We start from the raw sequence: 22,280 nt of genomic DNA, 5'->3' as shown, positions 1-22,280 counted from the left end.
CCAACAGTCAACAGCCCGGCGCGTGCCGGGCGATGGAGCAAGCATGTTCGACCGTCCCGAAGTTAACTACCTCAGATTCGACAGCACCGGCGAGCTGGTGCGTTTTGCAGACGAGCGCATCGCCATGTCGCCCGACGTGCGGGCCAATGCGCTGTACGGCGACACCGGCCGCGTGGAAGAAGCGCAGAAGCTGATGGAGCAGTTTGCCGCCGAGCTGGCCACGACGTTCACGACCGACGAGGCGTGTGTGGCCGGCGCGTTCCCCATCGTGCCGGAGGCGCTGATGGGTGAGCCGGAGTGCATGCGCATGCCGACCGAGCAGGCCGGCGAGCTGGCCCCGCTCACGATCTTCGTGGACCTGACCACCAGCGGCGGCATCCCGGCCCAGGAAATCATGATCCGGGGGACGTCGACCCTGGCCCTGGTCATGGCCCTGTCGGCACAACGGCCGGTGAGCCTGGAAGTCGGCTGCGCCATGGATGGCCGCCGCGCCGCCTCGGGACTCCGGGCCGGCGAGCGCCTGTCCGTCATCTCCACCGTGATCGACACCGCGCCGCTCGATGTGGCCACGGCGGCGTGGTACCTCACATCGGCCGATGCCGCCCGCCGCCTGATCTACAGGCTGCAAGGCCACAGCCGCGTGCACAACTCATCAGGGGGCTGGCCGCGCCTGGACGGCGTGCCGTACGGCGCCCCATCCGACCCGAAAGCCGAAGCCCGCATGCGCGAGATTCTGGATCTGCCGGGGGAGGCGCTTTTCCTGCCGGCTGTCAGCGCCTACCAATCCGAAGACATGCGCCGCCAACTGACCGACCCGGTGGGCTGGATCCGCGAAAAGCTGGAGCAGTTCGGCAAGTGAACCAGGGGCCCACCAGGGCCCTAGATCGCGCCATGGCGGGCCGAACGGCCGGCCGGCGCACCCTGACCACCCCAAGGGCCGCAGAGCCCGCAAATCGCCCCGCAGGGGCAAACAACCGGAGAACCCGCGCCATGAGCGAGAACCAAACCGCGGCCACTGTTGCCGCCTTCCTGATCGACCCCCACGCCCGGACTGTCACCGAGGTGCAGACCACCGGAAGAACCGAGGGCCCGGCCGGCCTTTATGAGCTGCTGGGCTGCGCGTACGTCGAGCGCGTCGAGTGCGGCCACGGTTTCAGCGTTTGGCTGGACGAGGAAGGGATGTTGAAGCCATGGGAGGACCAGGCGTTTTGCCTGACGCCGTTCTACCCCGAGCCCCTGGCCGGCAAGCTGCTGCTGATGCGCGAGCGCGTGGACGGCGAGGATTACCGGGCCGTGAATCACGGCCTGAAACCCGGGTTCGCCGACTGGCTGGCCATCGCCGTTCGCTGGATCGCGCCCAAGGCCGTCGAGGTGCCGGCGCCTGTGTTCATGACCCAGGAAGCAGACGGCAGCATCACAGCCGAGTCGCTGGGCGGCGACAGCCGCGGCATGTGGACGATCAACCACCAGCCGTAAGGGGGCGCCATGTGCCAGCTGACCAAAGACGACGCCGCCGAAATCCTGGCGCGTTACGACGACAGCGTGCCCATCGGGTCGCTGTACGACGACGAGCCGAACGTGCGGGAGGCGCTGGGCGTCCTGATCCCGGGATTTGAATACCCGGATTGGGACGGCCGGACCCTGGCCGACGTCCTGCAGCGCCACCGGCGCGGCGGCTTCACGCTGCCTAGGCGCACGGCCCCCGGCCGCCTGGCCCTGCCGTGGCCATGAGCCGCGCCGACGTCCTGGACTGGATGCGCATTGCCGGCTACCACGCCGACATGCGCACCTTCCTGCGCCTCTACACAGAGAACCGAATCAGCAAGCGCGTGGCCGATGAGGCGTACCGCACCGGCACCAGGCAGAAGCTGGCCGGCATGCGCTGCATGTGCCACGAGTGCACGAAAGCTCCCACCAGCACCACAACCGGAGAACCCGAGAAATGAGCACCGAACGCAAGACCGTCAAGCGCGCCCACCTGTCGCCCCTGCACATGGCAGCAGGCGCCGAGCGCAAGCACCCCCGCGTCATCGACGCGGGCCACGTCAAGGAATGGGTGGGCATCGGCTGGATTGAAGTCCGCGAAGCCACCAAGGCCGATCTGGCCGCCTATCCCCACGTCATCGACTGAGCGAGGACACCATGACCGTTCAAGCACCCAAGACCACCTTGCAGCAGCGCCTGGTGCGCATCTACAACATCCCGCCGAACGTCACCTTTCACTGCCCGAAGCGCGTGGCGCTGACGAACACGCAGACGTTCGGCCAACTGCTTTCGTGGGAGCCCACAAAAGACGGCGACAAGTGCCCAGCATCAGGCGCCGAGCTTCTGGAATCCATCGTGCTGGCACAGAAGGAAATTGAGCGCATCCAGGCCGCCATCGACAACATGGTGAGCATCATGGAGCAGCAGGACGCCGAGCACGACGCGGTAGCCCACCTGTGCGCGATTGCCAAGGCCGACCAGCAAGGGGGCGCCGATGCCTAACGTGCCCGATGAGCTGATGGACAACCGCGACAAGGCCGTGCTGGCCGAGCGGGTCACACAGAAGATCAAGGCCGGGCTGTCCGGCGTGCTCGATGAGCCCTCGTACCAGGCCCTGGAATGGGCGCTGTTCATCCTGGCCGAAGTGCGACACGCCGCGCAGTGCGCCAGCGAGCTGGTGGACCCGAACGGCGGCGACTACGAGCGCAGCGAGCGAGAGCACAAGAAGGCCGAGATTCTGGAGCGCCTTTGGCGAGCCGTCGTCACCGACGGCCTGGACTGCGAGGTGTAACCATGTCACGCAGCAGAACAGTCACCGTCAGCGTGGACGTCGGCGACGTGGATGTGGAGGTGAACCTCCGCGACATACCGACCGATGACATGGTTCACGAACTGGAGCGCCGCCGCAAGGCGGGCACTGGCGAAACCGACGACGAAGCCGAGGGCGTCGGCGCCTATGACGACGGGGACGAGCTTTACCGCATCGACCCGGAGGAACTGCGGGCCATCCGTCAGCTGTACCTGACCGGCCGCGAGCTGGAGGCGTCACACCGAGCGCGCACGCTGATCGGCGAGCTGCTGGGGTGCGCCATCTGTTGATTCCGGGGTGCATGCCCCACAACCCGCCGCGCAAACCCTGGCGACATGACCAGGGGCGGCAAACAACCGGAGAACCAGAGAATGCCATTCCGAACGAACAAGCCACCCCGGCCTGGCGCGCTGCGCGTCGTCAAGGCGCAGACCAAGGGGTGCACCGAAGACGGCCTGCGCATCGAGATTGACGGCCAGCTGTTTTGCGACGTCCCGCAGGGCGCCGAGCTGCTGGTGGTGCGCGACGAGCTGACCGACGAAGTGGCCGCCATCTTCGGCCCCGCCGGCGACAGCATGAGCAAGCGCGATGCGGCGCAGTTTGTCGTGTCGGGCCGGCTGGCCCAGGCGTCCGAAAACCTGCTGACCTACATGCACACCAACAAGCTGGACCAGCACGACGCGGCCGGCGGCCTGTACCTGCTGACCGCAGAGGTGCGCACCTGCCTCAACCTGATGGAGTCGGGCCACGCATGAGCGAGCACCACCACCCACCTGCACGCGCCCCGTAGGCGTGACGGTCGAACAACAGCGGCAAACAGTCGGCGCGATAATTCGCCCTGGCTGTTGCGTCACCCACGGGGTGCGCCGCTTGCCTTCTCTCCGGTTGTGCGGAGCGTCGAGCAGCAGTCCTTCCCCTCGGGCCTGGCCCGGGGGCCTTTTTCCCTGGCGCCAACCAGCACCATGACCCGACCCAAACCGGCCGGCACCAGGGAAAAAGGCCCGCCAAAAAGAACGGGCCCCGCGGCATGACCGTGGGGCCCGTCAAGGCAGACAAGCAAGCTAGAGAGTCACGCCGAGACACGAAATCCCAGCGTGCACGAACTATAGCAGCATTCCGACACTATAGGAAGCATTGCAACCCAGCGGGTATGCCTTCTGGCCACAGCGTGGCCAGTGCGTCAGCCGCTGTCACGCCAAGCGTTGCGGCATTGAGACAGACCGCCTCACGGATGAACCGTTGTCGCCCCTCGTCGGTCAGCTGGCTGAGTGCGTCAACGAGGGCGGGCGGCCCATCTTCCTTGATTTCATTGTTCACGGGATTCCTCTTGCCGGCGCGTTGTTGTTGACCCCTGCGGGCCGGCGCCGGAAGGGGCAGTGAGCATCAGGCTTTATCACCGCGGGTAGCGAGCGACAAAGCCAGGTCTAAAAGGGTCTGCTGCACCTGCACCGGGCTGCGTCGATAGAGTTCCAACGCAGTGGCCAAGAACTTGCGTTCCTCGGCATCGTCGCCATCGACTGGCGCCGGGCCTAGTTCGTGGTTGTGATCCATCCACCCGTGCGACAGACCTAGACCGCGCTCCATTTCCCGGCACAGATCGTCCCCGAGGTTCTTGCGACCGTTGTTGATGTGCGAGAGGTAGCGAGGGTTGACGCCAGCCTTGGCGGCAAAGCGGGCGATGCGCCCGTAATCGCTTCGCGCCGCCTCATCTGGCGAGTTCGCAAACTGCAGGAGCAGGTTGCGGTAATTGATAAGCCGTATCTGGTGGATGTCCATGTTTACCTCTCTCTGCGCGTCAGCCGGAAGGCCGCATTGCGCCCTGGATTCGTTATACCTCGGAGCATACGTGCGCGCCCCACAGGATGCAATACACCCTTACGGGTAGCGTGATAAGGCACCTTCATTTGGGTGGCGGCACATAAATCGCAACATTCCAGCAACAGTCACAGGCTCGCAATCTGAGCGTGATGGCGACCGCTGGAGTGTTTTTTTTCGCCCTACTTTGCTACCATGTAGGACGCATTCATACCAACGCGGACACACCGCACAACCGGAGAACCTATGACCGAGAAGAACAGCACGCAGCCCATGGGCCTGCGTGCGTACTGGAAGCACGTGGGCACCGACAACGCCAAGAAAGTGGCCGAGAAGGTCGAAACCAGCTGGGGCTACTTTCGGGCCATGGCGTACGGGCAGAAGCGCCCGAGCTATGACATGGCCAAGAACCTCATTGCCGCCGCGCAGGCCGTTACGCCCGGCTGGGCCCCGGACCTCGAGCTGCTGATGGAAGGGCCGCCCAAGCCCCTGACCAATGGCAGACGCGGCCGGCCGTCGGCCGCCTTCCTGGCTTCGCAAGCCGCTCAGGGCCGAGGTGCGGCGGCATGAGCATTTTCGTCACGTCCCTGGTCTGGAAGTTCAGCAAGTCCGAAGGCTCCACCCTGCTGGTTGCCCTGGCCATTGCCGACTTCGCAGACGACGAAGGGAGAGCCTACCCCGCCGTGTCGACCCTGGCCGCCAAGGCCCGCGTGAGCGAGCGAACCACGCAGTACGCGCTGGCCCAGCTGGTCGACTTGAACGAGCTGCGCATTGAGCGCGGCACCGGCCCGAGAGGCTGCAACACGTACGCAGTGCAGGTGCAAAACCTGCGGGGTGCAAATTCTGCGGGGGTGCAAAACACTGCAGAAGGGGGTGCAACCCATTGCACCCAAACCGTCATAGAACCACCAAAGAAGAAGAAAGAGAAGGACGCAGCCCGCGATCCGATCCGCTTCGACGCCAAGACCGGCGACTTCGTGGGCATCACCGACGACGACCTGGCCATGTGGGCCAAGGCGTACCCGCTGGTCGATGCACGCGGCGAAATCACACGCGCCTCCTGCTGGCTCATCAGCAACCCCACGCGCCAAAAGCAGCAGCTGCGCCGCTTCATCACCAACTGGCTTTCCAAGGCCAACCGTGACCGTGAGAACGGCACCGCGCCGCGCATCGCCTCCCCGCGTGCGCCCTCCCCCGCTCAAGACAAGAACGCCCACCGGGACGCATTCAGCGCGCACCTGTGGGGCAACACCCAGCAACCGCAGAAAGGATCCGATGATGACGGGATCGTTGACGTTGTGGCAACCCAAGTCGAGTAAGGGCGCCGCCCCCATGTCGGTGGAGTCGGTGCGCACCATCCTGGCCACCCTGCAGGCCCGGTATGGCAACAAGTTCGCCGACCTGTGGCGCGGCGTGCCGCCCGCCAGCCTTGAGGCCGTCTGGTCCGAGGATCTGGCCGGCTTCACCGTCGCCGAAATCAAACGCGGCCTGGATGCGTGCAAGCACCGCGACTGGCCGCCCACCCTTCCCGAGTTCATCAACCTGTGCCGCCCGGCCATGGACATGGAGCGGGTGTTTCTGGAGGCGCAAGAGGGCATCCGTGCCCGCGACCGTGGCCAGCCGTACAAGTGGACCCACCCGGCCCTCTATTGGGCCGCCGTCGACTTCGGTGCATCGGACCTCATGCGCATGACCTGGCGCGAGGCCCGCCACCGCTGGCAGCTGTGCATGGACAAGCAGGGGCGCCGCGACACCTGGCCGGCCATACCTGCCCCGCCCGCCGGCTACCTGCCGCCGCCCGAGCCCAAGCAGGCGCCGGCCGCCGTGCGCGAGCAGCTGCGCGGCCTGTTGCAGCAGATGCCCCGCGCCCCCCGCAAGACCACGCCGGCCGAAATGACCAACCGCGTTCAGCAGTACCAGGCAAGCAACCCATGAACACCACCAGATCACCCGAGGCCCGCGTGGCATTGCCCGCCCGCGACCTCACCCCACTGCTGCGGGCCACCACCGGCCGGCAGCGCAAACAGCGCGGCATCGAGCGCGTGCAGAACCGATGCGCCGGCTGGCTGCAGCTCACGCTGGCCGACCTCACCGACTGGCTGCGCGCCGAGCTGGACGCCGGGCATCCGACGTTCACCTACGAACAGTTCAAGGCTCACCAGGCCCGCCGTGGCATCGCGCCGCCCGCCTCCCCGAACGCATGGGGCGCGCTGGCCGGCATGGCCGCGGCGCGAAACCTGGCCGAGTGGACCGGCGAGCACGTCAGCGCCAAGGCGCCCAAGGCGCACAACCGTTCGGTCAAGCTGTGGAGGGCCATAGGATGAGCAGCCTATCCGCAGCGCGAGCCCTGGCCGCCGCCATCAACGTCCCGCAAGGCGACAAGACCCCGCCGGAGGTGCGCCAGCTGCTGGCCGCCTTCGCCTCAATCAAGCCCGCCCCGTGCTCCGACTGCGAGCGCAGCGGCCGGTGTGCGGCCGACCGCACGGCGTGCTGGTCGTTCGTGGCCTACGTGCAGACCGGCAAGCGTCAGAAGGAATACCTCCGCGTGTTCCCCAGCCGCGAGCTGTTCGACCTGGCGCAGCGCAGCGAGGCCGGCCCGGACGACCCGCTGCCCGACATGCCGCCCCGGCTGGCCGCGCTGGTCGAGGCGCGCCGCCATGAGCAGGTGCAGGCATCCAAGCGTCGACTGGCAGAGGCGACCGCTCGCAAGCGGGCAGCGAAGGCCGAGGCCATGGGAGGCGCGTCATGAGCGTGCCCACCGCGTACCAAGGCGAGCTGATGCTGGCCGGCTGGAAAGAAACCCACACGGGCGGCGCGCAGGTGACCTTCTGGCTTCCCGACAGCCAGGCCCTTGAGCCGTTCCGGCACATGACCGTCAAGAAGGGCAACACCGCCGGCCAGCGTTTCATGGCCGTGCTGGTCCTGCTGGGCGATGACGACCTGCCACAAGCCATCGAGCGCAAGCCCGGCGGCCCGCTCGGCGCACTGGCCAAGTCGGCTGTCCTGTTGTGCCAGGGCGATGCCTTCCAGGCGTTCGTGGCCGACCTTGAGGGCATGCAGCTGGCCACACCCGAGGGGCGCGAGCTGCAGGCGTCGGACCACATCAAGCGAGTCTGCCAGGTGGCCAGCCGCAAGGATCTGGACGCCAGCCCGCAGGCCGCCGGACTGTTCCGCGACCTCATGACGCGGTTTCGGGACTGGCGCGAGCGCACGGGGGTGTCCGCATGATCCGTCTATACGCACGCACCAAGGGCTCCAGCGAGCTGGCCATGCTCGAGCTGGACCCTGAGCAGATCACCATCGAGGACGGCCGCACGCTGGCCGCCAGCATGCTGGGCCAGGCGTTGGCCAGCCCGGTGCTGGCCGTCATTGCCGGCGGCCCCGCGGCGCCTGCCGCGCCCAACATCCCGCCGGGGTCCGCATGAGCCGAACCGCCCCCACCAGCGCCTGGCTGGGCCGCGTGGCCGGCATTGGCTGCATCGTGTGCCTGCTGGCTGGCCACCCCGGCACGCCGGCGCACGTGCACCACATCCGCACCGGCCAAGGGGGTGCCCAGCGCGCACCCGATGAGCTGGTGATTCCACTTTGCCCCGAGCACCACACAGGCGACACCGGCCTGCACACCGACCGCGAGCTGTTCGCGCTCATGTGGGGCTCGGAGCTTGATCTGTTGGCGCTGACCATCCGCGAGGTCTGCCGCCAGCTCTACCTTGAAGGAAAGCTGAAATGACAAGCACGCTACTGCACCAGGGCTCGCCACGGGCCAGAGCCCCCGCCTACTTCGCCCTGGGCCGCATGAAGGCCGGGAAGATGAACAAGACCGAGGAAGCCTACAGCCAGCACCTTGAGGCCGAGAAGCAGGCCGGCCGCGTTGTCTGGTGGGCTTTCGAGGGCATGACGTTCAAGCTGGCCGATGACACCCGGTACACCCCCGACTTCAACGTGATGCTGGCCAGCGGCCACATCGAGCAGCACGAAGTCAAAGGGCATTGGCGCGACGACGCCCGCGTGAGGGTCAAGGTGGCCGCCAGCCTGTTCCCGTTCAAGTTCGTGGCCGTCAAGGCGTTGCCCAAGAAGCAGGGCGGCGGCTGGGGCCTGGAGGAATTCTGATGTTCGGACGTCACCCATCTTTCCGGGATCCGATGGTCATTCTGATGAAACGAGAGGAACGCACATGCAAGGGATGCACACACGAAACGACGCAATGGGCACGGCCAGCGTGCGGCCTGGGCAAGAACCACGGGCGCAAGTGCCGGGAATACAGCGAGCGACAGACGAGCCGCCCCTGTTCCCCACCGTCCGCACGGCGCTGAGATGGGCGTGGCAGATGGAGGGCGCGACGTTCTGCAAGTCCCCGCAGTACGGGCCGCCGCCCCCCCGCCGCGCATCGACCCTTGATGGCCTGAGCGTGCAGGAGCGCGTGGCGCAAGCCGCCTGGATCCGGCAGGCCACAGAAAAGCGTCTGCGCCGCGACGAGCTGGAGGTGGTCATGGCGCACTACGCCGAGGGGCGCGGCCGAAACGAGGCCCGCCGCATCGTGTCCCGCCGGGTAGCGTTCGCCGTGCGCAACCGCGACCTGGGGCGAGCCCTCGCCATGCGCCACTTCGACGCGCACCGCGACAGCTGCCCGACGCTGGCCAGCATCGCGGCCGAGTTCGGCGTGCCGGCCCGGACTGTTGAGCGGCTGTCCGCTGTCATCGGCGTGGAGCTGGACCGGCTGCTGGCCGAGGTGGACGAGCGGCTGCACGCGCTGTTTGTCGAAACCGGCATTGCCGCCCGGGTGTGACCCGCCGCCCTGGCGCCATGTTGCGGAATCCCAACAGGTAGCCTTTTTTTGCCTCTTTTGTATCCCGCTGGGTAGCTTTTGCACCCCGACGGGATACATTAGAGCTTGCCGAGAGCAAAAAACAGCCCGGCAAAACAACCGGAGATTTTCACCATGTTGAGCACCCAAAGACCGAGCGCCACCCGGCGCCCCCCCTGCCCCGGCTGCGATGCCGACTACCTGGCAAAGCAGGAAGACGCAGACGCCAAGGCAGACCGTTTCGACGCCATTGCCGACCGCGCCGAGGCCGATTTTCTGCGGGCACTGCGAGCCGACCCGGCGGGCCGGGTTGCGTCCCCCTGGGACTTCGGCGCCAAGTGTGCGCTGGCCGAGGTGGTCTACGCGAACGAGAGCCAGCCAGCCGAGGCGGCCGAGATTGTGGCGGCCATGTCCCTGGTTCTGCGAGGCGACGAGGCCGGCGCCCTGGCCAAGCTGCGCGAGGCGGTGAAGTTTGCCGCCCAGCGTTACGCCGACACCCGCGCCGAGCTGGAGGCGTGATGTACCGCATCGCGTTCATAAACCGCGATGCCCAGCGCGTTGTGCGCTGGATCGAGGAAGGCCGCGCCGAGCTGGATGCGGCCATCGACCGGGCGTTTGACGAAGACGGCGCCCAATTTCTGAGCATCAAAAAGGTCAAGGGAGAAGACCATGGAAACGACCAAGCGAGTGCTGGACGTTGACGGCCCGCACCGCCCCCGGCGCCGCCCCCTGGGGCTGGCCTGGTGGCTTGCGACAGGAGCCAGCGCCCTGCTGTTCCTGGCCGCGTTGAGCGGGCACCCGTTCAACCTGAGATAGCCCGCGGGGCCTTCGGGCCCCTTCCCGAACAGTCGAACAGAGAACCCAACAACCGGAGAACCCCACCATGAGCCATGCAGCGTTGATCCTCGGCGAATCAGGCAGCGGCAAGTCCGCGAGCCTGCGCAACCTTGACCCGGCCCGCACCCTGCTGATCCAGGCCGTCAGAAAGTCCCTGCCCTTCAAGTCCACCGGCTGGCGCCCGTGGAGCCCGCAGAAGGGCGGCAACGTCGTGACCACCGACGACCCCGTGGCCATCGAGCGTTTCATGCGCAAGTCGCCCCACGAAATCGTGGTGATCGACGATTGGCAGTACATCCTGGCCAACGAGTTCATGCGCCGCAGCGGTGAAAAGGGCTTTGACAAGTTCACCGACATTGGCCGCCATGCGTGGGATCTGCTCATGGCCGCCAACAACCTGGCCGACGACCGGCGCGTTTACATCCTGGCCCACACCGCCACGGATGACCTGGGCAACACCCGCGTCAAGACCATCGGCAAGCTGCTGGACGAGAAGATCACGCCCGAAGGGCTGTTCACCATGGTGCTGCGCACCCGCGTGATCGACGGCAAGCACTACTTTTCGACCGTCAACAGCGGCAGCGACACCGTGAAGTCGCCCATGGGCCTGTTCGCTGACGCCATGATCGACAACGACCTGGCCGCCGTCGACGCCGCCGTGTGCGACTACTACGGCATCGGGGCGATGCCCGAGAAGGCCGCGGCATGAGCGTCCAGAACATCACCGGCGACCAGCTGCGCGTCGGCGACACCATCGAGGTGTGGTGGCAACCCAAGCGGGCCACGATCACCGCGCTTCGCCCCTACAACCCGCCGGCCGTGATGGGCCTGCCGCCCGGCAACTGGCGCATTGCGCAGTTTGCCGTCGGCCCGGACATGACCATCGAACCCGGGACCACGTACACCGTGCTGCATCGCGCCAACTGATCCCACCCGAAGCGGGAGCCTGCCCCGCCGAACCCGTCAACAGGCAAACAACCGGAGAACCTGAATCATGAGCACAGTTTTCAAGCTGAACACCGAGAAGGCCAAGGCCGCAGACGCACCCGCCCGCATCAACCAGACCGGCCCCTACCTGGGCAAGTTCACCCGTGCCGAGCTGGTCACGTCGAGGCAGGGCACGCAGGGCGTTGATTTCAGCTTTGTGGCCGAGGACGGCCAGCGCGCCGACTACCTGACCCTGTGGACCGTCAAGAAGGACGGCACCGAGCTGTCCGGCCTCAAGGTGCTGCACGCCCTGCTGGCATGCCTGGCCCTGCGCGAAGTGGCCAGCCAGGCCGGCACCGTCCGCGTGTGGGACAACGAGCAGAAAAAGGAAGTCGACCGCGCCGCCGAGCTGCTGCCCACCCTGATGAATCGCCCCATCGGCGTGGTGCTGCAGCGCGAGGAATACTGGCCCGAGAACGGCAACCAGAAGCGCGACCGCATGAACCTCGTCACCGTGTTTCAGCACGGCACGAACCTCATGGCCAAGGAGATTCTGGACCGCAAGCCGACGGCCGAGGCGCTGGCCAAGTTCGTGCCGACCATCAAGGACAAGCTGGCCGCAGACCGCCCGCAGCGTTCTGGTGGAGGTGGTGGCCAGGCCGGCGGCTATGGCGACCAGGGCCACGCGGGCGCCGGCTATGGCGGCGGCTTCGATCAGATGGATGACGACATCCCTTTCTGACGTCGGGGCGGCGCCTGATGTACCACCCCGAGAGCGATTCGCTGCTTGAGGTGGACTCGATACCGCCAGGCGCCGCCTATGACCCCGATTGGGGGCTGTGTGTGGACGTGACAGGCAACCCCGATCACGAAGCCCGATACCGGCGCGAACAGCGCGCCAACCGATGACAACAGCCCGGCCCCGAGCCGGGCACCACAACCGGAGAAAACCATGCTCAAGAGCATCCAAGTCAGCAAGGCCGACCTCATCGCCGTTGTCGAGGCCAACCGCACCAATCACCGCGAGGAACACCAGAAGGCGCACGCCGCCTGGCGCAGCCAGCAACAGTCGGCACTGAGCGAGGCCCACGCCCACCTGGTCAACAACGGCACACTGCCCGATCGCGGCGCGATCCTGCTGCCCGAACCCAAGAGCTACGAAGCCGAGTACAGCAAGGCGCTGCGCATGCTGCACATGAGCGTGGCCGACACCATCGAGCTGTCCGCTCAGGAGTACGAGGAACTGGTGGAGGACAACTGGCACTGGCAGTCGGCATTCAAGGCCGTGAGCGCCACCTACGCCCGCAAGTGAGGTGCGACACCATGAGCAAGGTCTACACCTTCCCGTCGAATTTCGTCATGAGCCCGCCGCGCATCCAGCACGCGGCCGAAGTCCTGCAGAACCAGTGTCACGGCCTGGCCTACGCCTGCGGCTGGTGGCACGACCTGGGCAGCGGCGCCGATCTGACCAGCACCCCGGGCGAGCCCGCCAAACGCAACGTGGCCGAACTGCTGTGCCTGGTGCACAGCGAGGTGAGCGAAGCCATGGAGGGCCACCGCAAGGGCCTGGCCGACGACAAGCTGCCGCACCGTTCCATGCTCGAGGTCGAGCTGGCTGATGCCGTCATCCGCATCTTTGACATGGCCGGCGGCCTGGGCCTGGACGTGGCCGGCGCCATCGCTGAAAAGCTGGAATTCAACGCCACCCGCGCAGATCACCAGCCCGACAACCGCCGAGCCGACGGCGGCAAGAAGTTCTAACGCGGACCCAAGCCCCGGCACAGACCGGGGCCCGCACAACCGGAGAAACACATGAACGCACCCGTGAAGCCCGAACACCTGGCAAGGCCAGCGCACACCGCCACGCTGTACCAGCTGGCCGATGAGTACATGGAGGGCCTGGCCATCCTGGCCGATGCTGACGTGCCGCCCGAAGTCGTGTTCGACACCCTGGAAGGCATGCAGGGCGAGCTGGTCGACAAGGTGGACGCCGTGATGGCCTACGCCGCCAACTTGCAGGCCCTGGCAACCGTGCGCAAGGCCGAGGCCGAGCGCCTGGCCAAGTCGGCCAAGTCGCTGGAGTCCAAGGTGGAGGGGCTGCACACCTACGTGCAGATCATCCTGGCGCGCACCGGCATCAAGCTGCCCCTGGTCACCGGCCGCTTCACCTTGAACCTGGCCAAGAACCCGCCGAGCACCGACGTCGTGGACGAGGGCAAATTGCCGTCTCTCTACAAGACCGAAACCGTCACACTGTCGGGCAGCCCCGGCCTGTGTGAGCAGGTTCGCATGGCCCTCGAGCAGTCTAGCGACACGTTTGGGATTCTGGCCCGAGCGGCCATTGACAGTAAGGTGACCGTCGACAAAAAGGCCCTGCTGACCGACCTCAAGACTGTTGCGGCGGCCAACGAGGCGAAACAGCCCGGCGATGCGCGTGATGCGATCCCCGGGGCCCGCCTGCAGCCGACCAGCTACCGGCTGACCGTGAAGTAACAGCATGCCGGCAGACACCAAGACCATCGACAAGATGGATACGTTCGGCCGCATCCGGCCGGTCTGCCCGGCGTGCGCCTACCAGCTCACCACGCTGGACATGATGCGCCCGCCGAAGCAGACCGACGACGCACCGACCAGGGCCGCCCTGGCAGACCTCGCGCAGACCGAGGGACGCACGACGATCCGTTGCCCGCGCTGCGCCGTGACGTACCACTGCCGCGGCCACTTCATCCCGCAGTACACCACCGCATTGGACGAAAGCGACCTATGACAGACGCCCGCCTGCGTGACATTCGCGCCATGGCCGAGGCCGAGGGGCTGACCGTCGTGGCCATCAGGCGCACGAACGGCGGCCACGTGAAGCTGACAGCGCGCAACAGCCGCGGCGCCGAGGCCGGCATTGTCATGTCGTTCTCGGCCAGTGACTGGCGCGTGGACATGAAACGCCGCGCCCAGCTGCGCCGCTTTGCCACCGGAAGGTGGACCCCAGGGGGGGCGCCGTGTCTGACGACCTCTGGCTGACCAAAGAGCAGCTGGCCAGGCTGACGGGCTACCGGCAGAAAGCCCGTCAGATCGCCAAGCTGAAAGCCGATCGCATCCCCCACACCGTCAGCCGCACCGGCCACCCCGTCGTGGCCAGGGCGGCCATCGAGGGGGCCGGCGGCATCGAGAAGGTGCGCCGCAAGCGCAAGGAACAGACAGAACCGAATTGGGCCGCCATCGGCCTTTGAACACATGAGCAACGACAACAGCACACCACCGGCAACAGCCGCCCAGGCGTTCGCCCTGTCCGACACCATGGCCGCGCTCACCAGGCCGGCGGCAAAGCATCTGGCCATCATGGCCTATGGCAACAGCATGACCGTCTCCGGCGTCGAGGCGCTGCGCGAGCTGCGCAAGGCCGTCGACTGCGCGCTGGGGGGCGCCAAATACGAGCACTCTCAGCGGCCACACCGCACGGACGCGGAGATAGTCGTGCAGACCGAAATGCTGGCCTCGTTCCTGTTGGGTTGGCGCTGGGGCCAAGAGCCGGAAGCCGGCGCCCCTCCGTTCAGGACAACCCGCAACGTCAAGGCGCAAGGCTGCTGGGATGCTGCCTGCAAGATCCAAGAGCTGCTGACCGATACCGACGTGGAGAACGCGGTGGCGGGCTTTGATGACGCGGCGCCAGAGGGCAAGCAGCCATGACCGAGCACGTCAAGATCGAGGAAGGGCTGTATGCCCGCGTGGGGGCCCGCGTCACCAGCTACAGCACCATGGTCGACGGCAAGCGCGTGCCCTTGGGCAAGACGCTGGACGAGGCCAGGGCCAAGCTGGCCGAGCTGCGCGGCCAGGTCAAGGTGGAGAACACCATCAGGGCCATGTGCCGCGGGTACATCGCCGAGCAGCGCGAGCTGGCCGCCACCGGCGACAGCAACGCGCTGAAACCCCGCACCATTGACGAATACGAAATCTGCCTTGAGGGCAACGTGATCCCCGTGCTGGGCGACATGGCGCCGTCGGCATTCAGGTCGATGCACGCCGCGCAGTATCTGGACAGGCGCCGCAAGGGCAGCACCGACGGAAAGAAGCGCGCCCCCGTCGGCGCCAACAGGGACATGGCGGCCCTGTCCGGCGCCTTCAACTACGGCATGCGCCAGGGCATGGTGGAGTCGAACCCCTGCCACGGCGTCAAGCGCAACAAAGAGCGGGCCCGCACCCGGGACGTGTCCCGCGTCGAGTTCAACGAGTTCATGCGCTTCGCCAAGGAAAAGCCGACCGCGCTCTACATGGCCGCCCTGGTCACCGCCGCCGTGGCCGTCAGCGGCCGGCGCCGCGCCGAGCTGTTGCCGCTTGGGGTCGATGCGCTCACGGACGAGGGGATCGACACCCGGGACGCCAAGACCAAGGCGCACGAAAGCGTGCGCAACTATCTGGTCAAGTGGTCCCCCCTGCTGGTCAGCATCTTGACCGAGGCGCACCGGATCCGGCCGAAGGCCGCGGCCAAGTCGCAACGACTGTTCCCGACCCGCACGGGCGATGCCTACACCCCCAACGGGTTCAAGGCGACGTGGAACAAGCTCATGACGGCTTGGGTCAAGGCCGGCGGCGAGCACTTCACCAGCCACGATCTGCGGGCGTTCTACATCAGCCGCATGCTCGAGCAAGACCGCGACCCGAACACCCACAAGAACGTGGCCACCATGATGCGCGTCTACGACCGGCGCAAGACAATCGAGGTCACCCCGCTGGCATGAGCTGGGCGATCCTTACCCGCCGAGCGGCCCGCCGCGGAAACGTGTCGGGCACCGTGGCGCCGATCTTTGAATGGGTGCCATGCCCCGGGCACCTTGATCCATACCCGACAGCGGAGGCGGCGCGCAGGGCGCTGATGGTCAGCCTGATGCCCGAGCTGGCGGGGCACGATGATGCTCAGATCAAGCGTCATTACCTGGCCTGGCAGCGCAACGTGCAGGCCCACAAGCTGGCCCGCGTGTGACGCGCAAACGACAAAAAAGCCCCCCGGCCGTGTGGCTGGGGGGCTTTCTACCTTTCGGCTATCCTTCGCGTCGTTTCCAAACTTGGAAACTTGGAAAGATTTTCGACTTTCGGCGCGTTGGTGAACGCCGCTAAGTCATTGATTTTTGGGGTGGCTGATGGGACTCGAACCCACGACAACCAGAATCACAATCTGGGACTCTACCAACTGAGCTACAGCCACCGTTGAGCGAAGACTTAGAGTATATCTCGATTTCGCGCCAAGTTACGAAGGTGTGTCGGTTTTTTGCTGCTCGGCCGACTTGTTGCTGCCGTCCATCACCTTCTTGCCCTCGTTCAGGTACTCGACCTTGTACTGGCGCTTGAGGGCGCGGTAGTAGGCATCGGCCTCGGCGCGGCCCCAGTAGTTGCCAAACTGGGCCTCGGTCTCCTGCAGCTCTTGCGGCGACACCTGCGGCGGCACGGCCTTGATCACCTTCAGCAGCGCGACACCGTCCGCCCCCAGGTCCACCACCTTCCAGGCGGGCAGCTGCGATTCGGGCACGCGCAGCGCGGCGTCCATCACCGCAGGCGGCTGGTTGAACACCGTGCGACGCGAGATCTGCACCGACGCGGGCATCTGGGCCTGGTCGGGCGCCTTGCTCCAGGCAGCCAGCTTGCGGTCGGCGTCGGCGCGTGCGGCCTTGCGGGCTTCGGCGGCCACCCAGCGCTCGCGCAGTTGGGCTTCCACGGCCTCATACGGCAGGCGGGCAGCCGGGCTGTACTTCACGATGCGGGCCGACACCAGCTTGCTCGGGCCCACTTCCACCGCTTCGGTGTTGCGCCCCTTCTCGCGGTTGGCCGGATCGAACAGCGCCTCAAGCAGACGCGGGTTGGACAGCACGCCCTGGTCCTTGGCGCCCGGCACGCGCAGCACATCGCTCATCGACTGCACGGAAAGCTTCAACTCGTCCGCCACCGGCTTCAGCGAATCCGACTGCTCGTACACCGCATTGGTGAACTTCTCGGCGGCTTCGGCGTACAGGCGCTGGGCGAGCTGCTTGCGGGCGTCGTCTTCCAGTTGCGCGCGCACTTCCTCGAAGGGCTTGGCCTGGCCACCGCGCACCGCAGTGAGCTTGATGATGTGGAAACCGAATTCGCTTTCAACCAGATCGCTGATCTCGCCGGTCTTCAGCTTGAACACGGCTTCGTCGAAGGGCTTGACCATGGCGCCGCGACCGAAGAAGTCCAGGTCGCCACCATTGGTGGCCGAGCCCTCGTCGCTGGAGTTCGCACGGGCCAGCTCACCGAAGCCGGCCGGGTTCTTGCGCGCCTGGGCGAGCAGGCCCTCGGCCTTGGTGCGGGCGGCCTTTTTCTGATCTGCGGTGGCCTTCGGGTCGACGCTGATCAGAATGTGGCTGGCACGGCGCTCTTCCGGCGTGCTGAAGCGGCTGGCGTTTTCCTGGTAGGCACGACGCAGATCGTCTTCGCTGACCGACACCTGCGACTTCAGGCTGTCCAGATCCAGCACCACGTATTGCACGTCGGCCTTCTCGGGGGCCATCAGCCAGCCGACGTTGGCAGGGTCGTTGTAGAAAGTCTTGAGCTGGTCGGCCGTGGGGTTCAGGCCGGCCACGTAGGCCTTGGGCTCGAACTTCATCCACTGCACTTCACGCACCTGGAACAAGGCCTCGACGGCGTGGCGGTTCGACACCCTGGATGTCTGGCCCGTGTTCTGCACGCCCGACAGCACCTGGCTGAGGGTGAGTTCCTGGCGCAGCAGGCCGACGAACTGGTTGGCCGTCATGCCGCGTGCCTCCAGCATCGCCTTGTTCAGCGTGCCATCCGGGTTGCGCAGGTTGGCGAACTGCGGATCGGTGCTGAACAGGCGTTGCACCCGCGCGTCGGCCGCGGTCAGGTGCTGGTCGTTCGCAGCGGCGGCCAGCACGTACTGGCGCACCAGCGCTTCCAGCGAGCGCTGCTTGAACTGGGGCGTGTCAAACAGCCGCGCATCGACATCGGGCTGCTCCGCGCGTGCGCGCTCGACGGCATTGCGGTGCGCGTTGTCCCACTCGGCCTGAGGCACCTTCTGGCTGCCCACCTTGGCCACTGTGTCGGCCTGGTCCGAGAACTGCGAATAGCCCTGGATGCCGAACACCACGAAGGAGGGAAGGATCAGCACCAGAAGCAGAAGCTGCAGGATGCGGGTGTTATTGCGAACGAAATCGAACATGTCGTAGGACCGGTCTCGCCAGTCGGGTCGCAGACAACACAAAGGCGAACCAAGGTTCGCCTTCTGGATGCCCATCGGTGGTGGGTGCTGAGGGGCTCGAACCCCCGACCTACGCCTTGTAAGGGCGCCGCTCTACCAACTGAGCTAAGCACCCGATGAACTGTGGAAGGCGCTAGTCTAGCTGATTAATTCAGGTGGTCTTTGAGGGCCTTGCCGGGGCGAAATTTCGGGATGCGGGCCTTCTTGATCTTGATGGCGTCGCCGGTTCGGGGGTTGCGCCCCTCACGGGCGGCTCGGGTGCTGACACTGAAGGTGCCGAAACCCACGAGCGTCACCGCGTTGCCCTTCTTCAGCGAGCTGCACACGCCGCCGATGAGGGCCTCCAGCGCCCGACCGGCCGCAGCCTTGGAGATGTCGGCCTGCTCGGCGATGTGCTCGATCAACTCTGCCTTGTTCACGGATACGCCCCCCAATCCAGAATCCAGATGTGCACGCTGACACACGCTTCGAGGCGGGCGTCGGTCAAAAAAGATTCTATGCCGGCGTGGCAGGCCAGGCCGCTTGTCCCGGACGCGGACAAGCTCGCTTGACAGACGGGCTTTGACCCCGCGCAAACAGCCCTCAGGCGCCGGGGTCAGCGCGACTTGGCCCGGATGTCGGGCAGGGCCTTCTTCAGGTAGTACACCATCGACCAGATGGTGAGGGCCGCCGCGATGTAGATCAGCCAGGTGCCCAGTTCACGCGCGTGGAACATGCCGCCCGGCAAGGGGCCGTCGAGCAGCAGCAGCACGATGGCGCCCATCTGGGCCGCCGTCTTCAGCTTGCCCACCATGTGCACCGCCACACTGCGCGACGCACCGATCTGGGCCATCCACTCGCGCAGCGCAGAAATGGCAATCTCACGGCCGATGATGACCAGCGAGATCAAGGCGTTGACCCGGCCGAGTTCCAGCAGGATCAGCAGCGAGGCACAGACGAGGAACTTGTCGGCCACCGGGTCGAGAAAGGCGCCGAACGCCGAGGTCTGGTTCAGGCGACGGGCCAGCCAGCCATCGGCCCAGTCGGTCAGCGCCACGACGACAAACAGGACGCTGGCCATGAGGTTCATCTCGGCCAGGGGCAAAGGCAGGTGGTACACGCCCACGATCAGCGGAATCGCGACGATCCGCGCCCAGGTGAGCAAGGTGGGCAATGTCCAGAACATGGGGTGTCATTGTGCCCGTGATCCGGGCGGATCACCGGCGGTCCAGCGTCATGGGCTTGAACTTGCGCTCGCCGTTGAACAGAAAGGTCTCGTTGAACTTCCAGGGGCGTGGCAGCTTCGACACATCGCCGAAGGGCGCGGCCCGACGCACGGCATCCTTGGCCAGCTCCACCGTGTCGCGCGCCTGCCCGGGGTAGCGCATCACCTCGATGTGGCGGATGCGCCCGTCGGCATGCAGCTCGATGGTGAGCACCGGGATGGCGAGCAGCACGTCCGGCGCCGCGCCGGTGTAAGTCAGGCCCGGATTGGCCGCCACCAGACGCTGGGCCGCCTGCAAACGAGCGGTCTCCCAGTTGCGGGGTGTGGCGGGCGGCGGCAGGGCCACCACCCGGCTGCCCGGCGTCGCGGGAGCCCGTTCGCCCGCCGTGGCCGGCACGGGGGCCGACGGCGAAGGCTCGGTGGGCGACGGAGCACGCTGTGCGCAGCCTCCCAGCACGAGCGCCAAGGTCAGCAGCGCCGCCCCACCCAGGGCAGCCCGCCGGGCACCACGGGGTTCAGCGCAGCGCACGGTAGATCTCCTCGGCCAGGTCCCTCGAAATCCCGTCGACGGTGGCCAGCTCTTCCACACTCGCCGCCGCGACGCCACGCACGCCACCAAAGCGCTGCAGCAGCCGGGCGCGGCGCTTGGGCCCCACGCCGGGAATGTCTTCCAGCTTGCTGCCGCCCGTGCGCACGCTGGCGCGGCGGGCCCGCATGCCGGTGATGGCAAAGCGGTGTGCCTCGTCGCGGATCTGCGCCACCAGCATCAGGGCGGCCGAGGTGGGCGCCAGGGCCAGCTTGGGGCGGCCGTCGGCAAAGACGAGTTCCTCGAGGCCGACCTTGCGGCCCTCGCCCTTCTCCACGCCCACGATGATGGACAACGGCAGGCCCAGCGCCTGGAACACCTCGCGCGCCATGGCGACCTGGCCCTTGCCACCGTCGATGAGGACGATGTCCGGCACGCGGGCCGCCTTGGTGCCGGTGGCGCTGTAGCGGCGCTCCAGCGTCTGCTTCATGGCCGCGTAATCGTCGCCCGGGGTGATGCCGGTGATGTTGTAGCGCCGGTACTGACCCGATTGCATCTTGTGACCCTCGTAGACCACGCACGAGGCCTGGGTGGCTTCGCCGGCCGTGTGCGAGATGTCGAAGCACTCGATGCGCAGCGTGGCCAGGGGGTCGTGCCGGGGTGCCCCGCGCGCCGTGCTGTCGGCATGGCTGGCCTCACCCGTGACGGTGCCGGTCGGACTGGCGTTGTCCGTGTCGTCGCCGCCGGGGGCCTCGCCGTGCCCCGTGGCCGTGTTTTCCGCTTCCTTCGGCGCGCCATCCAGGCCGGCTTCACGGGCATCGAGGTCGAGATCCAGGTTGAGCGCCTCGACCAGCGCGCGGGTGCGGGCCTGCTGGGAGCCTTCTTCCGACAGCAGGCGGGCCAGCGACAGTTCGGCGCCCTTGACGGCCATCTCGAGCCAGACGCGGCGCTGCTCGCGCGGCTGGTGGATGACCGTCACCTTGCGCCCGCCCTGCTCGCCCAGTGCCTCGATCAGCGCCGGGTTCACGGGATGGCTCAGCACCAGCAGGGCCGGCACGCTGCCGCCCAGGTAGTGCTGTGCCAGGAAGGCCTCGAGCACATTGACTTCGCTTGCATGCTGGAGGGCCTCGGCCGAGGCGTCCGGCGCCTCCGCGGGGGTGTCGGCCTCATCCAGCGTCATCACCGCGTCCTGCACATGCACCGGGAAGTGGGCCCGGTCGCCCAGGTGACGGCCGCCGCGCACCATGGCGAGGTTCACACAGGCGCGACCACCAGCCACCTTGACGGCCAGCACGTCGACGTCCTTGTCCATCACCGTGTCCACCGACTGCTGGTGCAGCACGCGTGACAACGCCCCGATCTGATCGCGCACGCCGGCGGCCTGCTCGTACTCCATGCGCTCGGCGTAGGCCATCATCCTGGCCTGCAGGTCATCGAGCACGGCCTCGGGCTCGCCCAGCAGAAAGCGCTCGGCCTGCCCCACCGCCGCGCGGTAGTCCTCGTCCGACACCAGGCCCACACACGGCCCGCTGCACCGTTTGATCTGATAGAGCAGACAGGGGCGCGTGCGGTGGTTGTAGACGGCGTCCTCACAGGTGCGGATCTGGAAGACCTTCTGCAAAAGCTGGATGGTCTCCTTGACTGCCCAGGCGTTGGGAAACGGGCCGAAATAGCGGTGCTTGCGGTCGACGGCGCCGCGGTAGTACGCCATGCGCGGGAAGGCGTGCGTCGCGATCTTCAGATAGGGGTAGCTCTTGTCGTCGCGGAACAGGATGTTGAACCGCGGGTTGAGCGTCTTGATGAGGTTGTTTTCAAGCAGCAAGGCCTCGGCCTCGCTCCGCACCACGGTGGTTTCCATGCGCACGATGCGCGACACCATGTGACCAATGCGGCTTCCCCCGTGGTTCTTGTGGAAGTAGCTTGAAACGCGCTTCTTCAGGTCGCGGGCCTTGCCCACGTACAGCACGTCGCCGCGTGCGTCGAAGTAGCGGTACACCCCCGGCAGCCCCGACAGCGTGCTCACCTCGGCCAGCAACCGCGCCCACGTCTGTTCACGGTCTTCGGCGGGGGCCGGCTCGGGTTGGCCCGGCAGGTCATCGGGCAGGATCGGGGCGTCTTGCGGCTCGCTCATGGGGCGGCATTGTCCCC

General features: G+C 66.7%; 39 protein-coding genes and 2 tRNA genes. 33 read left to right on the top strand and 8 right to left on the bottom strand.

Going from position 1 to position 22,280, the window contains the following annotated elements:
• The first annotated feature begins 43 nt into the window (after window positions 1-43).
• The 9 genes from DEH84_RS06945 (at window position 44) to DEH84_RS06905 (ending at window position 3,549) form a co-directional block, all read left to right on the top strand.
• On the top strand, window positions 44-859 hold the full coding sequence (locus DEH84_RS06945) for a DUF7192 family protein (protein WP_109035996.1): 816 nt from the start codon (window positions 44-46) through the stop codon (window positions 857-859).
• A 131-nt stretch (window positions 860-990) separates the two neighbouring features.
• Window positions 991-1,476 carry a hypothetical protein gene (locus tag DEH84_RS06940; protein WP_109035994.1) on the top strand — a complete coding sequence of 162 codons (486 nt, stop codon included), beginning with the start codon at window positions 991-993 and terminating at the stop codon, window positions 1,474-1,476.
• A gap of 9 nt (window positions 1,477-1,485) precedes the next feature.
• Complete coding sequence (locus tag DEH84_RS06935; protein WP_109035992.1) at window positions 1,486-1,731, top strand: hypothetical protein; 246 nt, start codon at window positions 1,486-1,488, stop codon at window positions 1,729-1,731.
• Window positions 1,728-1,946, top strand: coding sequence for a hypothetical protein (locus DEH84_RS06930; protein ID WP_109035990.1), 219 nt, complete (start codon window positions 1,728-1,730; stop codon window positions 1,944-1,946). The genes DEH84_RS06935 and DEH84_RS06930 overlap by 4 nt, the downstream gene beginning before the upstream one ends.
• Window positions 1,943-2,131 (top strand): hypothetical protein, encoded by a 189-nt coding sequence (locus DEH84_RS06925; RefSeq protein WP_109035988.1) that lies wholly within the window; start codon window positions 1,943-1,945, stop codon window positions 2,129-2,131. Before DEH84_RS06930 ends, DEH84_RS06925 begins: the two co-directional genes overlap by 4 nt.
• 11 nt (window positions 2,132-2,142) lie before the next feature.
• Window positions 2,143-2,487, top strand: a complete 345-nt coding sequence (locus tag DEH84_RS06920) for a hypothetical protein (protein ID WP_109035986.1) — start codon at window positions 2,143-2,145, stop codon at window positions 2,485-2,487.
• Complete coding sequence (locus tag DEH84_RS06915) at window positions 2,480-2,776, top strand: hypothetical protein (protein ID WP_159098893.1); 297 nt, start codon at window positions 2,480-2,482, stop codon at window positions 2,774-2,776. The genes DEH84_RS06920 and DEH84_RS06915 overlap by 8 nt, the downstream gene beginning before the upstream one ends.
• 2 nt (window positions 2,777-2,778) lie before the next feature.
• Entirely contained in the window at window positions 2,779-3,084 is a 306-nt protein-coding gene (locus DEH84_RS06910) for a hypothetical protein (RefSeq protein WP_159098892.1), read from the top strand.
• A gap of 81 nt (window positions 3,085-3,165) precedes the next feature.
• Window positions 3,166-3,549, top strand: a complete 384-nt coding sequence (locus tag DEH84_RS06905) for a hypothetical protein (protein ID WP_109035980.1) — start codon at window positions 3,166-3,168, stop codon at window positions 3,547-3,549.
• A 628-nt stretch (window positions 3,550-4,177) separates the two neighbouring features.
• Here DEH84_RS06905 and DEH84_RS06900 read toward each other — a convergent pair.
• Window positions 4,178-4,570: a helix-turn-helix domain-containing protein gene (locus DEH84_RS06900; RefSeq protein WP_109035978.1), complete on the bottom strand. Its 393-nt coding sequence runs from the start codon at window positions 4,568-4,570 to the stop codon at window positions 4,178-4,180.
• A gap of 285 nt (window positions 4,571-4,855) precedes the next feature.
• On the opposite strand from DEH84_RS06900, the gene DEH84_RS06895 reads away from it, so the two are divergent.
• The 24 genes from DEH84_RS06895 (at window position 4,856) to DEH84_RS06785 (ending at window position 15,910) form a co-directional block, all read left to right on the top strand.
• Window positions 4,856-5,179 carry a hypothetical protein gene (locus DEH84_RS06895; protein ID WP_109035976.1) on the top strand — a complete coding sequence of 108 codons (324 nt, stop codon included), beginning with the start codon at window positions 4,856-4,858 and terminating at the stop codon, window positions 5,177-5,179.
• Window positions 5,176-5,928 (top strand): helix-turn-helix domain-containing protein, encoded by a 753-nt coding sequence (locus DEH84_RS06890; protein ID WP_109035974.1) that lies wholly within the window; start codon window positions 5,176-5,178, stop codon window positions 5,926-5,928. Before DEH84_RS06895 ends, DEH84_RS06890 begins: the two co-directional genes overlap by 4 nt.
• Window positions 5,888-6,544 (top strand): hypothetical protein, encoded by a 657-nt coding sequence (locus DEH84_RS06885; protein WP_159098891.1) that lies wholly within the window; start codon window positions 5,888-5,890, stop codon window positions 6,542-6,544. The genes DEH84_RS06890 and DEH84_RS06885 overlap by 41 nt, the downstream gene beginning before the upstream one ends.
• Window positions 6,541-6,933 carry a hypothetical protein gene (locus tag DEH84_RS06880; protein ID WP_109035971.1) on the top strand — a complete coding sequence of 131 codons (393 nt, stop codon included), beginning with the start codon at window positions 6,541-6,543 and terminating at the stop codon, window positions 6,931-6,933. The genes DEH84_RS06885 and DEH84_RS06880 overlap by 4 nt, the downstream gene beginning before the upstream one ends.
• Entirely contained in the window at window positions 6,930-7,358 is a 429-nt protein-coding gene (locus DEH84_RS06875) for a hypothetical protein (RefSeq protein WP_109035969.1), read from the top strand. Before DEH84_RS06880 ends, DEH84_RS06875 begins: the two co-directional genes overlap by 4 nt.
• Window positions 7,355-7,837, top strand: coding sequence for a hypothetical protein (locus tag DEH84_RS06870; protein WP_109035967.1), 483 nt, complete (start codon window positions 7,355-7,357; stop codon window positions 7,835-7,837). Before DEH84_RS06875 ends, DEH84_RS06870 begins: the two co-directional genes overlap by 4 nt.
• Window positions 7,834-8,034 (top strand): hypothetical protein, encoded by a 201-nt coding sequence (locus DEH84_RS06865; RefSeq protein ID WP_109035965.1) that lies wholly within the window; start codon window positions 7,834-7,836, stop codon window positions 8,032-8,034. Before DEH84_RS06870 ends, DEH84_RS06865 begins: the two co-directional genes overlap by 4 nt.
• Window positions 8,031-8,339, top strand: coding sequence for a Ref family recombination enhancement nuclease (locus DEH84_RS06860; RefSeq protein WP_109035963.1), 309 nt, complete (start codon window positions 8,031-8,033; stop codon window positions 8,337-8,339). The genes DEH84_RS06865 and DEH84_RS06860 overlap by 4 nt, the downstream gene beginning before the upstream one ends.
• Window positions 8,336-8,719 carry a DUF1064 domain-containing protein gene (locus DEH84_RS06855; protein WP_109035961.1) on the top strand — a complete coding sequence of 128 codons (384 nt, stop codon included), beginning with the start codon at window positions 8,336-8,338 and terminating at the stop codon, window positions 8,717-8,719. The genes DEH84_RS06860 and DEH84_RS06855 overlap by 4 nt, the downstream gene beginning before the upstream one ends.
• Before the next feature lie 217 nt (window positions 8,720-8,936).
• Window positions 8,937-9,395, top strand: a complete 459-nt coding sequence (locus DEH84_RS06850; protein ID WP_109035959.1) for a hypothetical protein — start codon at window positions 8,937-8,939, stop codon at window positions 9,393-9,395.
• A 153-nt stretch (window positions 9,396-9,548) separates the two neighbouring features.
• Complete coding sequence (locus tag DEH84_RS06845; RefSeq protein WP_109035957.1) at window positions 9,549-9,932, top strand: hypothetical protein; 384 nt, start codon at window positions 9,549-9,551, stop codon at window positions 9,930-9,932.
• On the top strand, window positions 9,932-10,114 hold the full coding sequence (locus DEH84_RS06840) for a hypothetical protein (protein WP_109035955.1): 183 nt from the start codon (window positions 9,932-9,934) through the stop codon (window positions 10,112-10,114). The genes DEH84_RS06845 and DEH84_RS06840 overlap by 1 nt, the downstream gene beginning before the upstream one ends.
• Entirely contained in the window at window positions 10,083-10,229 is a 147-nt protein-coding gene (locus DEH84_RS19085; protein ID WP_159098890.1) for a hypothetical protein, read from the top strand. Before DEH84_RS06840 ends, DEH84_RS19085 begins: the two co-directional genes overlap by 32 nt.
• Before the next feature lie 67 nt (window positions 10,230-10,296).
• On the top strand, window positions 10,297-10,959 hold the full coding sequence (locus tag DEH84_RS06835) for an ATP-binding protein (protein WP_109035953.1): 663 nt from the start codon (window positions 10,297-10,299) through the stop codon (window positions 10,957-10,959).
• The gene (locus DEH84_RS06830; RefSeq protein ID WP_109035951.1) at window positions 10,956-11,177 is read left to right on the top strand and encodes a hypothetical protein; all 222 of its coding nucleotides are present in this window, start codon (window positions 10,956-10,958) and stop codon (window positions 11,175-11,177) included. The genes DEH84_RS06835 and DEH84_RS06830 overlap by 4 nt, the downstream gene beginning before the upstream one ends.
• Before the next feature lie 67 nt (window positions 11,178-11,244).
• Entirely contained in the window at window positions 11,245-11,919 is a 675-nt protein-coding gene (locus DEH84_RS06825) for a hypothetical protein (protein WP_109035949.1), read from the top strand.
• Window positions 11,920-12,129: 210 nt separating this feature from the next.
• Complete coding sequence (locus DEH84_RS06820) at window positions 12,130-12,489, top strand: hypothetical protein (protein ID WP_109035947.1); 360 nt, start codon at window positions 12,130-12,132, stop codon at window positions 12,487-12,489.
• Between the two features lie 11 nt (window positions 12,490-12,500).
• Entirely contained in the window at window positions 12,501-12,938 is a 438-nt protein-coding gene (locus tag DEH84_RS06815) for a nucleoside triphosphate pyrophosphohydrolase family protein (protein ID WP_218929767.1), read from the top strand.
• Window positions 12,939-12,989: 51 nt separating this feature from the next.
• On the top strand, window positions 12,990-13,670 hold the full coding sequence (locus tag DEH84_RS06810; RefSeq protein ID WP_109035945.1) for a siphovirus Gp157 family protein: 681 nt from the start codon (window positions 12,990-12,992) through the stop codon (window positions 13,668-13,670).
• Between the two features lie 4 nt (window positions 13,671-13,674).
• Window positions 13,675-13,944, top strand: a complete 270-nt coding sequence (locus tag DEH84_RS06805) for a hypothetical protein (protein WP_109035943.1) — start codon at window positions 13,675-13,677, stop codon at window positions 13,942-13,944.
• Entirely contained in the window at window positions 13,941-14,195 is a 255-nt protein-coding gene (locus tag DEH84_RS06800; RefSeq protein ID WP_109035941.1) for a hypothetical protein, read from the top strand. Before DEH84_RS06805 ends, DEH84_RS06800 begins: the two co-directional genes overlap by 4 nt.
• On the top strand, window positions 14,174-14,404 hold the full coding sequence (locus tag DEH84_RS06795; protein ID WP_159098889.1) for a DUF4224 domain-containing protein: 231 nt from the start codon (window positions 14,174-14,176) through the stop codon (window positions 14,402-14,404). Before DEH84_RS06800 ends, DEH84_RS06795 begins: the two co-directional genes overlap by 22 nt.
• Before the next feature lie 4 nt (window positions 14,405-14,408).
• Window positions 14,409-14,861, top strand: coding sequence for a hypothetical protein (locus tag DEH84_RS06790; RefSeq protein ID WP_109035938.1), 453 nt, complete (start codon window positions 14,409-14,411; stop codon window positions 14,859-14,861).
• Window positions 14,858-15,910, top strand: a complete 1,053-nt coding sequence (locus tag DEH84_RS06785; protein WP_109035936.1) for a site-specific integrase — start codon at window positions 14,858-14,860, stop codon at window positions 15,908-15,910. The genes DEH84_RS06790 and DEH84_RS06785 overlap by 4 nt, the downstream gene beginning before the upstream one ends.
• Window positions 15,911-16,298: 388 nt before the next feature.
• Here DEH84_RS06785 and DEH84_RS06780 read toward each other — a convergent pair.
• The 7 genes from DEH84_RS06780 to uvrC form a co-directional block, all read right to left on the bottom strand.
• Window positions 16,299-16,374: transfer RNA gene (locus DEH84_RS06780), tRNA-His, on the bottom strand.
• Between the two features lie 42 nt (window positions 16,375-16,416).
• The gene (locus DEH84_RS06775; RefSeq protein ID WP_159098888.1) at window positions 16,417-18,363 is read right to left on the bottom strand and encodes a peptidylprolyl isomerase; all 1,947 of its coding nucleotides are present in this window, start codon (window positions 18,361-18,363) and stop codon (window positions 16,417-16,419) included.
• 78 nt (window positions 18,364-18,441) lie between these two features.
• Window positions 18,442-18,517, bottom strand: a tRNA-Val gene (locus tag DEH84_RS06770).
• A 31-nt stretch (window positions 18,518-18,548) separates the two neighbouring features.
• Window positions 18,549-18,821: an HU family DNA-binding protein gene (locus DEH84_RS06765; protein ID WP_109035932.1), complete on the bottom strand. Its 273-nt coding sequence runs from the start codon at window positions 18,819-18,821 to the stop codon at window positions 18,549-18,551.
• A 176-nt stretch (window positions 18,822-18,997) separates the two neighbouring features.
• Window positions 18,998-19,567: a CDP-diacylglycerol--glycerol-3-phosphate 3-phosphatidyltransferase gene (gene pgsA, locus DEH84_RS06760; protein WP_109035930.1), complete on the bottom strand. Its 570-nt coding sequence runs from the start codon at window positions 19,565-19,567 to the stop codon at window positions 18,998-19,000.
• A gap of 31 nt (window positions 19,568-19,598) precedes the next feature.
• Complete coding sequence (locus DEH84_RS06755) at window positions 19,599-20,135, bottom strand: hypothetical protein (RefSeq protein ID WP_245932702.1); 537 nt, start codon at window positions 20,133-20,135, stop codon at window positions 19,599-19,601.
• Window positions 20,122-22,263, bottom strand: coding sequence for an excinuclease ABC subunit UvrC (gene uvrC, locus DEH84_RS19430; RefSeq protein WP_245932701.1), 2,142 nt, complete (start codon window positions 22,261-22,263; stop codon window positions 20,122-20,124). Before uvrC ends, DEH84_RS06755 begins: the two co-directional genes overlap by 14 nt.
• Between the last annotated feature and the right edge of the window lie 17 nt (window positions 22,264-22,280).

It is taken from the genome of Aquabacterium olei, assembly GCF_003100395.1.
GTDB classification, from domain to species: Bacteria; Pseudomonadota; Gammaproteobacteria; order Burkholderiales; family Burkholderiaceae_C; genus Aquabacterium; species Aquabacterium olei.
Note: the sequence above shows the minus strand (reverse complement) of the source record. Positions and strands in the feature narration are given on the sequence as shown.